The organism is Clostridium sediminicola (genome assembly GCF_050402865.1).
GTDB classification, from domain to species: domain Bacteria; phylum Bacillota; class Clostridia; order Clostridiales; family Clostridiaceae; genus Clostridium_AF; species Clostridium_AF sediminicola.
On record NZ_BAABMF010000002.1, the window covers coordinates 497,930 to 510,700 of the forward strand.

Consider the following 12,771-nt stretch of genomic DNA (forward strand, 5'->3'; position numbering starts at 1 on the left):
TATATTTATGACTGACTTTATCTAAATCATGGTATAATATATATTAGGATTCTTGCAATAGGGAGGTTCAAATGAATAAAACAAAAGCAAAATTCAGTAAAAATAGAATATCATTTAAAATAGTATTCCTATACTTTATATTCGGAATTCTATGGATTTCACTTTCCGATCATCTACTAAATCTCTTAGTTAATGATATTAATACAGTAAATATAATACAAACTTTTAAAGGTATTCTTTTTATAATTATAACATCCATGCTTCTTTATTTAATAACTATAAATGTAGTAAATTCACTTGTTGAATCACATAATACACTTATTCTGAGTGAAGAATTCTATAGTAGCTTATTTAATAATAACCATCTTCCCTTTTTAATAATTGATCCTGATACCAAAAATATTGTCAAAGCAAATAAAGCAGCATTAGATTTTTATAAATATTCTCATGAAGAAATTATTCAATTAAAAATCAGCCAAATAAATATTTTGGATGATAATTCACTTATAAATAAAATAAACTTAGAAGTTAATGAAAGAACCCAGCGTTTTGAATTTAAACATAAGCTTTCAACTGGCGAAATAAAGGATGTTGAAGTTTTTAATGGCCCAATAAATATAGGTAATAAAGTATATCTATATTCTCTAATAATTGATGTAACAGAAAAAAATCTATCTAAACGTAAATTATTAGAATCAAACGAAAAGTTCACTTTATTTGCCAATCATTTAGAAGCAGGTTTATTTATAAAAAACTTAGATGGTAAATATATATTCGCTAACAAATTTTTAGAATCTTTTTTAGGTGAAAAAAATCTAACTAATAAATATTTTTCTACATATATGTCTAAAATTGAAACTTTAGAGACTATAAAGTACGATAAAAAAGTGTTAAACGAAGGTAAAATTTCTTACGAACAAATCTATACAGATGCTACTGGAAATAAAGTTAATTTTAAGTGTTTAAAATTTCCTATAATCCGCGAAAACAAAAAACCCTTAATTGGTGGCTTTCTTTTTGACATAACTGATTACAAAATAGCTGAGAACAAAATTAAAGACCTTGCATTTACTGATATTTTCACAGGTTTAAAAAATATCAATTATATAAAAGATAGATTTGATGACTCAATTAAAAACAATATAAAAAGAATGCCTATTCTATTCATAAAAATAAATAAGATTAAAGAACCATCTGAGATATTAGGATATGAGTTTGAAAGAAAGCTTATTATAAAAATTTCAGAAAGAATCAATAATGAGCTTTTTAATAATGATGCTTTAATTTTCTTAAATAAATATGAATTCGTCGTTTTTACAACGCAGATAGAAAAAGATAACATCATAAAAAATTTAGCACAACAAATTTTATTTGTATTATCACAGCCATTTATAATTGATAACTATGAAATATCTATAACATCAAATACTGGCATAAGTGTTTATCCAGATCATGGTGAAAATTTGAATCATTTAATTCAAAAAGCTCGTATTGCAATCACCAATAAAGATTACTCAATGAATGATTGTATTAATTTTTATACCAATAAACTCCAATCAGTTGTGAATAAAAATTTTGAGCTAGAAAACGAATTAAATAAAGCAATTAATAACAATGAACTAGCTTTAGCATACCAACCTATTATTGATATCCATAAAAAACAACTGATTAAAGCAGAAGCATTATTAAGATGGAAAAATAAAATCTTTGGACAAGTACCTCCATCTACATTTATTCCAATTGCTGAAAAATCTAATTTTATACTTAAAATTGGAGAATGGGTTTTAAGGCAAGCTTGTTTACAAATTAAATCTTGGGTTGATGCCGGAGAATCACCATTAATAATATCAATAAATATTTCATCTTTACAACTTGAACAAAAGGATTTTACAGAAATGGTGGAAAGTATTATATTAGAAACTGATATTAATCCTAGATATTTAGAATTTGAAATAACTGAAAGCATTGCAATAAGTGATACAGAAAACACTTTGAAAATACTAAAAATTATTACCGATATGGGTATAAGTGTTTCAATGGATGATTTTGGAACAGGATATTCTTCACTAGCTAAATTGAAACAATTACCTGTAAATACCCTTAAAATAGATCGTTCTTTTATAAATGACTTAAATAAAAATAATGATAGCAATTCCCTTGTCAATGCAATCCTTGCAATGGCCAAAAGCCTTAACCTTCATGTTATTGCTGAAGGTGTAGAAACACTTAGTCAGTTAGAATATTTAACAAATAATAATTGTGATATGGTACAAGGATATTTTATTTCTAAACCTGTCTATATTAAAGATTTTAATAATTTTATGAAAAAACCATTAGAAATTTATGATGAATCAAAATAGATACATATAATAAAAAGAACCATTAGGTTCTTTTTATTATATGTATCCTTCTTTATTTCTTACAGAAACTTCTCCTGATAATAATTCTTTTGTTTTACCTTCATTATCTATTATAACTAAATGTCCCTCTTCGTTTAATCCAGTTACTTTTGCATAATATTCCCTAGTTCTTTCTATAATTTTAACTTCTCTATTTATAAGAATTGAATTATCTCTACAAATATCAATTGATTTCCTTAAATCATTGTTTTGTGCAAAATCTCTATATAACTCTTCAAAAGTGTTCAATATCCTTGAAACAACTTCTTTTCTACTGATTTCAATTCCTTTTTCTATTTTAAGAGAAGTAGCTTTATACCTAATATCTTCTGGTATATCGTCTATATCTAAATTCACATTTATACCAATACCTACTACAATAAAATTAACTCTATTCATTTCTGCATTCATTTCAGTTAAAATTCCACAAACCTTTTTATTATTTACAATAATATCATTAGGCCATTTTATTTTGTTTTCAATTCCTAAATCTGAAAATGCCTTATTAACAGCTGCAGCTGCTACTTGTGTTATTTTAGAAACATAAATAGGATTTAAATCTGGTCTCAAGATTATAGACATCCATACTCCTTTATACATAGGTGAAACCCAATAGCGACCTAATCTACCTCTACCAGCTGTTTGTTCTTCACTTATAATAACAGTTCCATCCTCTAATCTACTAGCATTAGACTTTACAAAATTATTGGTTGAATCTAAGCTTTTATAATATTCAATTTTTCTACCTATACTTTCAGTTTTTAATAAATCTTCAATTTCATTATAGGTCAATACATCTGGTGTAGATATTATTCTATAACCTTTTCTTGATACTGATTCAATTTCATATCCATCCTCTTTTAAGGCATTCATGTGTTTCCACACAGCTGCTCTACTAATTCCAAGTTTCTCACTTATTATTTGACCTGAAATATATTCTCCAAAATGTCTTTTTAATAACTCTAGTATTTTCTGCTTCATATTTTAACCCCCTCGTATTGGATAAATACATATTTTTATAGAATAAATTATTAAATTTAATCATTAAAATTGTTACTCTGGAAATTATTGTTCTAAAAATGGTATAATATAGACAAACATTATGAAAATTGAAAATATCTATTAAAGGAGTTAACTATTATATATGAATAAATTGTTCAAACCATACTTTTATTCAATAGTTTCTATAAGTATAGCTTTGGCTATATATTCACTTTTTACTGAATCACTAATAGAATCTTTTGATTTATTATCTTTAATAATACTTCTTGTTACTATCTTTACAGAAATAATGCAATTAAATCATAAAAATTCCATTAGTATATCTTTAACTGGCCCATTCACAATTTTTGCTATAATTCACAAACCTTTAATATTTATATATTTAATGATTATATTCTATGTTCTATCATCAAAGCTTTACCTTAAATTTAAATCAAGAGAACATAATCGTATATTTGATATGAAATGTATTTATAACATAAGCCAATATATTATACTGGCTAAATTGGTATCTATTGGATTGAATCTTTTTACCATTGAATCATCAATTTTAACTATAATAAATATTTTACTACTTGTTATTTTTGATAATATTCTCAATATTATTTTAACACTTTCTATAATTAGCCTGTTTACGAATAGTAATGCTTTTAAAGAATATAAATATAGATATTTATTTACTTATTTATATTATTATAGCATAATATTAATTATTTTAATTTACTCATATAAATCCTATAACATATGGGGACTTATATTTATTTCATTATTAATACTTCCACTTCATGGCGCTATACTTTTAAAAACATCTTCACATGATATTAATAAAAAACTAATTACTGATACTATGACTGGTGCTTTTAACAGAAATTTTTTAGAATTAAAATTAAAAGAAAGCTTTCTTCAAGGAACTCCTTTTACTCTTTTATTCTTAGATTTAGATGAATTTAAAAAAATTAATGATTTATATGGTCATGTAATTGGTGATGCAGTTTTAATTGATTTTGTTTGCCAATTAAAAAAATATTTACGTAGAGATGATAATATTTTCAGGTACGGCGGTGATGAATTTTGCGTCATGCTAAGCAATAAGGGAACAACCTCAAATCTTATTGATAGCTTTAAAAATCAAAGTTTTAATTATAGAGACGCCTCATCTAATACAAAAATAAAATATTCTTTTTCTTATGGTTCATTCAATTATAGTGGTGAAGATAACATTGATTTTAATGAATTAATACACAAAGTTGATAAAAAAATGTATATGTGTAAAAAGAACAAATCTTCTAATTAACTCTAAAGGTATGCTATCATTGCATACCTTTATTTATTTTTCTGATTCTATTACAATCCTTAAAACTTTTTTATATCCACTTTCATTATCCTTTAGTATAAATCCAAAATTATTGTTATAAATTATTTGAATTATGAATATATATCTCCGTATTGGTAAGAATTAAAATATCTGGAGGTGAATCATAATGAATTATAAAGAGGACGAATTTATAAAAAATAGCATTTTTGATAATATTTCAGTAGATTTAATTATTAGTTCTACTATTGTTTTTTCATTTATGCTAATGTGTTTACTGTTATTTAGCTATTTTTTTTCTTGATAAATCATATTAGGTAAAACAACATCAGTTGATCTAATTTATTCTATGGTATTATCTTATTTTTGAATTTTCATAATCTCCCTTAAGAAGGAGTTCCGTTTTGGAACTCCTTTTTTTAGTTGACGGTTGTTAGTATTCAGTTTACCTTTAACCTATATATAAGATTCTCTCCAATTCTTTTAGTAAATTCAACATATCATCATCTTTTATATTATATTTTAATGTATTATATTCTTTCTTAAAATCTTCATTTTCACTTAATCTACTATTAACTAATAAACTTTTCATTATAGAAACAAAAGCGTTTTCCTCATTAGCATTAAATGTTTTATTGATAATATTTTTCAAATATTGAATTAAATTCACTTTATTCCCATTATAATATATTTTATAATCTTCCCGAGTTACAAGATTTAATGCCTCTTGATACTCCTTAAGATATAATTTTGTAATTATATTATCATCTGAAATATAAAAATTATCTTTTTCTTTTGCCTTATTAAAATACTGATTTGCTTTCTCAAAATCACCTAATTTTATTTCAATATTAGCTAATGTTATATATATTGAGGCATCTTTAATTTCTTCAGGCAGCTTATTGATCTTATCTTTAGCCCAAATTAACTCATCTTTTTTATCTAAATCCCTATAGATACCATCGTAAATAGTCTTAAATATTGAAGGTTCATTGGTTAGTTTATATACTTTTTCTGCCATTTGAATCATCTTAACTTTATCTTGACCGATGTATGCATGTTTTTCTCTATCCCATCTATATCCTATATCATATATTTTTGTTAATATTGTAAGTACTCTAGTATCATCTGGATTATCTTCTAAATATTCTTCATACTCCTCTTTTGCTTCTTTTACTTTTCCTTCTAAAACTAACTTATCTGCATTTAAAATATTTTCATCATTGATTTTTATAGCAGAAATATCCTTAAAATTTGTTATCAAAGGCAAAGATGTACTAATTTGTTTATCCTTATCATTATATGCCGTTATAACTAATGGTAAAATACTTCCGGGATAAGTATAACCAAAGTAAGCTTGAGGACTTATTATACCATCTCCATCTGTTGAAAATCCTGTATTAGTATTTTTTATTTCATTCATTGAAATTTTATATTCATTAGTATAGATTTTATCACTAATTGGACTTTGAAATCTGGAACCAGTTAAATTTACTGGATCATCAAAACTTATTATTTCAACTTTATAATATGAAGCTTCTGGATAAGATAACCACTTAACTTCCACTTCTTCATTTAAATCCTCTACAATTCCTTTAGGTTGTGTTACATTAATAACTGAATTAAAAGAAACATCCAATTCTTTTGTTTCATCTACATCAATATTTACCCAACCATCATCAAAAATGGTTTTACTAACATTAACTTCATTATCCACAAAAAACAATGATGGTACTCTTACTTCTATGCTATATTCTCCTTTTGACAGATTATTAAATTCAAAATCTCCATTCTCATCAGTATAAACAAATTTACCGTCTACAAGAGAACTCCATTCATTTAAACTGTCCTTTCTACTATCCTTTAACTCTACAATAACATAGGGAATACCCTTATCAATGTTTTTCACCTTTCCTTTTATAGTACTATTTCCATTATAAAAATCTTCAGCAAAATCTATAGAATTTTTTTCATCAAAATAGTTAGATGATGATTCACCAGATAAAACTGGATATATGGAAACATTGTTATTAGTATTTCCTTCTTGACTCTTCTTTATATACTTTTTAGATTCATTAAAATTTCCTTGGAAATAATAAATATCTCTAAGCATTCTATAAATATCTGTATCAGTGCTATTATTTTCTAAGAGCTTAAAACACCCTTTTTCAGCACGATTATACTCTTTTCTAACTATTAGATTTAATAATTCATACTTTTTAGCTAATCTATTTATATCATCATTACTTGAATCCTTACCCTGAGTTATTAATTTATCAACATTTTTTATATCACATAGTGCAATTTTCGTATCAACAAGTTTTTTATATGCATTACTTGCATATTCTTCATTCTCATATTTATTTATAATCTCCCAATAATATTTTTCTCCTAGTTCAAGAGCCTGTTTATTTAATGGTATTCCTGTACTTCCAGATCCAAAGGAATGAAAACTATTAAAAGCAACTAATTTTTCATAAGGTGCTATATTTTCAGCAATACTATATAACGCCTTTGCTCTATTTTTTCCAAATGGTATTAGTTTTATATACTTTTCATAAAACAAATTTGCTGTAATTGGGTCTTTTTCTGAAATCATTTCTGCTCTTTTATAAATGACATGCGGTATTAATAATGCTATAGAAATAACACAGATAATTATAACAAATATTAAATTCTTTAACTTAATTCTTACTTTCAACAAAAGCTCCTCCTTTAAAAGAGTCATCTAAAAATATATACCCTGATCCATCTAAAGATATAACTCGAGTTTTACTAGTAACCATAAATCCACTAGTTTTTTTCATATTTTCTGTAATAATAAAAGGGTTTACTAAAATTATTGTAATAGCTAGCATTGATATCCCAATAATTGGTCCTGAAATTTCAATTTCTTTTTCGAAAACATTCTTTATTTTTTGCAAAAATGACGGTTTTTTATCTATTGTATTGTTCAAAATTCTATTTTCTAAATCAAATGATAGTTGTATATCTCTAAAATCCTCTTCCAACTTACAATAAATTTCTTCATCAAAATATTTATCTATTTTATTATCTATATTAGTTTTATTTTTCTTCATATATTCTTACCTCCTCTATAATTTCATCTTTAACAATATCTCTACCTCTTTTTAATCTACTTTTTATTGTAGACTCTTTTTCTCCCGTAATCCTACTAATATCTTTTACAGAAAAATCTGATATGTAATATAAGGTTAATATCTCTCTATAGATTGGTTTCAAAGAAAATATTATTTTACGTATTTTTGACCCTTCAATATTCTTTATTGTTTGTTCCTCAACATTATCTTTTGATTTAATCTCGGGAATCTTAAAAAATAGTTTCTCTTTTTTTTGTTTTCTTAGCCTCCCTCTACACTCATTCACTGCAATTTTGCAAATCCAAGTGTACAAAGAAGATCGTTCATTAAATTCCCCTATCTTGTTATATACCTTAACAAATGTTTCTTGTACAATATCTTCTGCTAAATGTATATCTTTTAAAATAGAAAAGCACAGCTTTAAGATACTACTTCCATAATTCTTTAGCAAAAATTTAAAAGCTTCATCATCTTTTTTTCTCAATGCCTGAATTAAACAATCTTCATTCAAGTATTCAATTTTCATATTTTTCTCCTTATTTATTCCTACAGAGCTTCTTATTAATTTTTATATTTAATAAATTTAATTAAGATTTATCTTATACATTATTATAGATGCTAATAATATAAAAAAGGTTGCAAAAAAAAATAAAAATATCTTAAACAAAAAGAAACTCCTAAGAGTTTCTTTTCATGAAAGATATTTTATAGTCAAATAAATCATTAATACTTATTCATCAAATTTTCCCATATTTCTAAATTTATCATATCGCTTTTGCGTTACATCATTAATATTATTTTTCATTTCACTAAAAGGTACTAGTAATAATTTTTCTTTTATAAGTTCTGCTACTTCATCAATATTAGTATGAGCACCACCAACAGGTTCTGTTATAACCTTATCTATTATATTATACTCTAATAGATCTTGTGCTGTTATTTTCATGATTTCTGCTGCTTCTTTTGCCCTTTTTGCGTCTTTCCATAATATACTGGCAAAGCCTTCTGGCGATAAAATAGAATATACCGCATGCTCTAGCATCCATATTTCATCAGCAACAGACATAGCAAGTGCTCCACCACTTCCACCTTCACCTATTACTATTGTGATAATTGGAACCTTTAGATTTGACATTTCCATTAGATTTCGAGCTATAGCTTCTCCTTGGCCTCTTTCTTCTGCTCCTATTCCTGGATAAGCACCTGGTGTATCAACAAAACATATTACTGGCCTATTAAATTTTTCTGCCTGTTTCATTAATCTTAATGCTTTTCTGTATCCTTCCGGATTTGGCATACCGAAATTTCTTTTTACATTTTCTTTTATGTTTCTACCTTTTTGCTGTCCTATAACAGTTACAGGCATACCATTTAATTTTGCAATTCCACCTATTATACATGGATCATCTCTAAACTGCCTATCTCCATGCAATTCAATAAATGAATCAAAAATTCTTTCTATATAATCTAATGCTGTTGGCCTTTCAATCATTCTAGATAAAGTTAGCTTATCCATTGGAGTTAGGCTTGAATAAACATTATTTTTGATATGTTCTAATTCACTCTCTAACTTTTTTACTTCTGAAGAAAAATCCACATTTTTTTCTACTGAAAATTTCTTTATATCATCAATCTTTTTTTGTAAGCTAAATATCTCTTTCTCACATTCCAACATCTAAATACACCTCCATCATCATTATTAAAATCACTATTGGTGTATTTCAATAATGCTCGCTAAAGTTTCCTTCATTTCAGTCCTAGGAATTATCTTATCGATAAAACCATGTTCTAATAAAAACTCTGCTGTTTGGAATCCTTCAGGTAATTTTTGTTTTATAGTTTGTTCTATAACTCTTTTTCCCGCGAATCCTATTAACGCATTTGGCTCAGATATTATTATATCCCCTAACATTGCAAAACTAGCAGTAACTCCACCTGTTGTTGGATCAGTTAAAACTGGGATATATAATAGTCCTGATTCTCCATGTTTTGCTATTGCTGCGCTTGTTTTAGCCATTTGCATTAAAGAAAAAATACCTTCCTGCATTCTTGCTCCACCTGATGCGGTAAATATTATAACTGGCAATCTACGTTGGGTAGCATATTCTATTGCTCTGGTAACTTTTTCACCAAGTACAGAACCCATACTTCCCATCATGAAATTGCTATCCATAACGCCAATTACAGCATTCTTACCATTTATCTTTCCACAACCAGTAACTACTGCTTCTTCTAGTTTGGATTTCTTTTTATAGTTATCAACTTTATTCTCATAACCTTCAAAGTTAAGTGGATTAACTGTCTTCATGTTTTTATCAAATTCTTCAAAGGTTCCTTCATCTATAATACTTGAAATTCTTTCTCTCGCATCCATTCGAAAATGTTTTCCACAATTAACACATATTTTTTTATCCACATCAAAGTCTTTTTTATATAAAACTTCTCCACAGTCATTACACTTTATCCATAGCCCATTGGGGATATTCGGCTTTGCATCTGTGTTTTTCTTTTCTTTTGTTATTACTTTGACTTCTGAATCTTGAGTATTCTCAATTTCATCTTTTTTAAGTGTAATATACTTAGTCTTTTTAAAAACCTTATCTATTCTAAACATTCTTCACCAACCCTAGAGTATTTTAAATTAATAATTAAACTCTTTTGCTATAAAGGATGTATCAAAATCCCCAGACACAAACTTTTCATTGCCTAAAATCTCATAAAGAAATTCAATATTAGTATCTATACCTTCTATAACAAATTCTCCAAGAGCTCTTCTCATTTTATTTATCGCATCTATTCTATCATTTCCATGAACAACTAGTTTTGCTACCATTGAGTCATAAGTTGGCGGAATCTTATATCCATTATATAATGCACTATCTATTCTTACTCCATTTCCACCTGGTATTACAACTACTGAAACTTTTCCTGGTGATGGTCTAAATCCTTTAGCTGGATTTTCAGCATTTATTCTACATTCAATTGCATGACCATTTATTAAAACATCTTCTTGAAGATTTTCTAATTTTTCTCCAAAAGCAATTTTAATTTGCTCTTTAATTATATCTACACCAGTAATATATTCTGTAACTGGATGTTCTACTTGAATACGTGTATTCATTTCCATGAAGTAAAATTCACCATTTTTATCAACTAAAAATTCAATAGTTCCAGCATTTTTATACCTTACTGCTTTTGCTGCATTAATAGCTGCCAGACCCATTCTACTTCTTAAATCATCAGATATTATTGTAGATGGTGCTTCTTCTATAACCTTTTGATTTCTTCGTTGAACAGAACAATCTCTTTCACCTAAATGAATCACATTACCATGATTATCTGCTAATATTTGAAATTCTATGTGCCTTGGATTTTCTATGAATTTTTCCATATACATAGTATCATCATTAAAAGAAACTTTTGCTTCAGTTTTGGCAGTTTCATATGCTTTCTTTAGTTCCTCTTTTTCATGAACTATTCTTATACCTCTTCCACCGCCACCAGCAGATGCTTTTAATATTACTGGATATCCTATTCTATCTGCTTCTTTTTCAGTATGTTCATAGCTATGTAGTACACCATCAACACCTGGTATAACTGGAACTTCTGCTTCTATCATAATTTGTCTAGCTCTTGCTTTATTACCCATTTTAGACATAACTTCAGCATCTGGTCCAATGAAGACTATATTACACTCATTACACATTTCTGCAAATTTACTATTCTCAGAAAGAAATCCAAAGCCAGGATGGATAGCTTCAGCACCTGTTAATACAGTTGCACTAATTATGTTTTGCATATTCAAATAACTATCTTTTGATTTTGGAGGTCCGATACATACAGCTTCATCTGCTAAATTTACATGTAGAGAATTCTTATCAATTTCAGAATAAACTGCTACTGTTGATATTCCCATTTCTCTACAAGCTCTTATGATTCTAACCGCAATTTCGCCACGATTAGCTATGAGTATTTTATTAAACAACACTACACCTACTCTCTAATTAATAAGGATTACTAATTATTTGCTATCTCCCACAAAGAAAATAATTTCAGCCTCAACTGCTTTTTTACCATCAACTGATGCTATTGCTTTACCTACACCTGCTGGCCCTTTTATTTTGATTATCTCAACTTCCAGTTTAAGTACATCTCCTGGAACAACTTTTTTCTTAAATCTTGCTTTATTTATTCCACCAAAATAAGCTATTTTACCTTTATATTTTTCCATACTTAAAATAGCAACTGCTCCAGCTTGTGCTAATGCTTCAATAATTAGTACCCCAGGCATTACTGGTTCTTGAGGAAAATGTCCTTGAAAAAAGTATTCATTCATTGTTACATTTTTATAAGCAACTATTTTCTTTCCTTCTTCAATTTCTTCAACTTTATCCAAAAGTAAAAATGGATATCTATGTGGAATAATCTCTTGAATTTCTTTTATTGTTAACATAAATTAATTCCCCCTGTACTTTTACAGTCTTTTAACTTTGAATAAAGGTTCACCATATTCAACCATACCTTCATTTTCAATTAATATTTCTACGATTTCCAAATCAAATTCTGCTTCAATTTCATTCATCAACTTCATAGCCTCAACTATGCAAATAACCTCTCCTTTTTTCACTTTACTTCCAACTGATACATACGCATCAGCATCAGGAGATGGAGATTCATAAAATGTACCCACAATCGGTGATTTTACTTTTTCAAGACCATCATCTTTAGTTACTACTGGTTGTGATAATGTGTCTTCTTGAACATCTGCAACACTAACTTCTGGTTGTTGAACAACAACGTTAGACACCATTCTAGTTTCTTCAGCTACTTCCATTACAGGTACTCTTTCTTTTTCTTTCTTCATTTTTATCTTTATATCATCACTATCAATTTCTAGTTCTGTTAAATCTGATTCGCTCATTATTTTTATCAACTTTTCTATATTTTTATATTCCAT

12 protein-coding genes are annotated in these 12,771 nt (G+C 27.1%); 3 read left to right on the forward strand and 9 right to left on the reverse strand.

What is annotated here, in order from left to right:
- Positions 1 to 71: 71 nt before the first annotated feature.
- Entirely contained in the window at positions 72 to 2,360 is a 2,289-nt protein-coding gene (locus ACQ3F0_RS06265) for a sensor domain-containing protein (RefSeq protein WP_428864293.1), read from the forward strand.
- A gap of 36 nt (positions 2,361 to 2,396) precedes the next feature.
- Here ACQ3F0_RS06265 and ACQ3F0_RS06270 read toward each other — a convergent pair whose 3' ends face one another.
- Entirely contained in the window at positions 2,397 to 3,380 is a 984-nt protein-coding gene (locus tag ACQ3F0_RS06270) for a biotin--[acetyl-CoA-carboxylase] ligase (RefSeq protein ID WP_428864294.1), read from the reverse strand.
- Between the two features lie 163 nt (positions 3,381 to 3,543).
- Here ACQ3F0_RS06270 and ACQ3F0_RS06275 point away from each other — a divergent pair, with 163 nt between their 5' ends.
- On the forward strand, positions 3,544 to 4,695 hold the full coding sequence (locus ACQ3F0_RS06275) for a GGDEF domain-containing protein (protein WP_428864295.1): 1,152 nt from the start codon (positions 3,544 to 3,546) through the stop codon (positions 4,693 to 4,695).
- A gap of 187 nt (positions 4,696 to 4,882) precedes the next feature.
- On the forward strand, positions 4,883 to 5,017 hold the full coding sequence (locus tag ACQ3F0_RS06280; RefSeq protein ID WP_428864296.1) for a hypothetical protein: 135 nt from the start codon (positions 4,883 to 4,885) through the stop codon (positions 5,015 to 5,017).
- A 147-nt stretch (positions 5,018 to 5,164) separates the two neighbouring features.
- Here the strand turns inward: ACQ3F0_RS06280 and ACQ3F0_RS06285 are convergent, their stop codons facing one another.
- From ACQ3F0_RS06285 to accB, 8 genes are all read right to left on the reverse strand, one after another.
- Entirely contained in the window at positions 5,165 to 7,414 is a 2,250-nt protein-coding gene (locus ACQ3F0_RS06285) for a hypothetical protein (RefSeq protein ID WP_428864297.1), read from the reverse strand.
- Positions 7,398 to 7,793 carry a hypothetical protein gene (locus ACQ3F0_RS06290; RefSeq protein WP_428864298.1) on the reverse strand — a complete coding sequence of 132 codons (396 nt, stop codon included), beginning with the start codon at positions 7,791 to 7,793 and terminating at the stop codon, positions 7,398 to 7,400. The genes ACQ3F0_RS06285 and ACQ3F0_RS06290 overlap by 17 nt, the downstream gene beginning before the upstream one ends.
- Positions 7,780 to 8,340, reverse strand: a complete 561-nt coding sequence (locus tag ACQ3F0_RS06295; RefSeq protein WP_428864299.1) for an RNA polymerase sigma factor — start codon at positions 8,338 to 8,340, stop codon at positions 7,780 to 7,782. Before ACQ3F0_RS06295 ends, ACQ3F0_RS06290 begins: the two co-directional genes overlap by 14 nt.
- Positions 8,341 to 8,544: 204 nt before the next feature.
- On the reverse strand, positions 8,545 to 9,489 hold the full coding sequence (locus ACQ3F0_RS06300) for an acetyl-CoA carboxylase carboxyltransferase subunit alpha (RefSeq protein ID WP_428864300.1): 945 nt from the start codon (positions 9,487 to 9,489) through the stop codon (positions 8,545 to 8,547).
- 33 nt (positions 9,490 to 9,522) lie between these two features.
- The gene (gene accD, locus ACQ3F0_RS06305; RefSeq protein WP_428864301.1) at positions 9,523 to 10,428 is read right to left on the reverse strand and encodes an acetyl-CoA carboxylase, carboxyltransferase subunit beta; all 906 of its coding nucleotides are present in this window, start codon (positions 10,426 to 10,428) and stop codon (positions 9,523 to 9,525) included.
- 27 nt (positions 10,429 to 10,455) lie between these two features.
- Positions 10,456 to 11,799: an acetyl-CoA carboxylase biotin carboxylase subunit gene (locus ACQ3F0_RS06310; protein ID WP_428864302.1), complete on the reverse strand. Its 1,344-nt coding sequence runs from the start codon at positions 11,797 to 11,799 to the stop codon at positions 10,456 to 10,458.
- 36 nt (positions 11,800 to 11,835) lie between these two features.
- Entirely contained in the window at positions 11,836 to 12,267 is a 432-nt protein-coding gene (gene fabZ, locus ACQ3F0_RS06315) for a 3-hydroxyacyl-ACP dehydratase FabZ (RefSeq protein WP_428864303.1), read from the reverse strand.
- A gap of 21 nt (positions 12,268 to 12,288) precedes the next feature.
- Positions 12,289 to 12,771, reverse strand: a complete 483-nt coding sequence (gene accB / locus ACQ3F0_RS06320; protein ID WP_428864304.1) for an acetyl-CoA carboxylase biotin carboxyl carrier protein — start codon at positions 12,769 to 12,771, stop codon at positions 12,289 to 12,291.

Bases quoted from the DNA above. Each gene is read 5' to 3' on its own strand.
- ACQ3F0_RS06295 (WP_428864299.1), bottom strand. From the start codon at position 8,340: ATGAAAATTGAATACTTGAATGAAGATTGTTTAATTCAGGCATTGAGA.
- accD (WP_428864301.1), bottom strand. From the start codon at position 10,428: ATGTTTAGAATAGATAAGGTTTTTAAAAAGACTAAGTATATTACACTT.
- ACQ3F0_RS06265 (WP_428864293.1), top strand. From the start codon at position 72: ATGAATAAAACAAAAGCAAAATTCAGTAAAAATAGAATATCATTTAAA.
- ACQ3F0_RS06280 (WP_428864296.1), top strand. From the start codon at position 4,883: ATGAATTATAAAGAGGACGAATTTATAAAAAATAGCATTTTTGATAAT.
- accB (WP_428864304.1), bottom strand. From the start codon at position 12,771: ATGGAATATAAAAATATAGAAAAGTTGATAAAAATAATGAGCGAATCA.
- ACQ3F0_RS06270 (WP_428864294.1), bottom strand. From the start codon at position 3,380: ATGAAGCAGAAAATACTAGAGTTATTAAAAAGACATTTTGGAGAATAT.
- ACQ3F0_RS06300 (WP_428864300.1), bottom strand. From the start codon at position 9,489: ATGTTGGAATGTGAGAAAGAGATATTTAGCTTACAAAAAAAGATTGAT.
- ACQ3F0_RS06290 (WP_428864298.1), bottom strand. From the start codon at position 7,793: ATGAAGAAAAATAAAACTAATATAGATAATAAAATAGATAAATATTTT.
- fabZ (WP_428864303.1), bottom strand. From the start codon at position 12,267: ATGTTAACAATAAAAGAAATTCAAGAGATTATTCCACATAGATATCCA.
- ACQ3F0_RS06275 (WP_428864295.1), top strand. From the start codon at position 3,544: ATGAATAAATTGTTCAAACCATACTTTTATTCAATAGTTTCTATAAGT.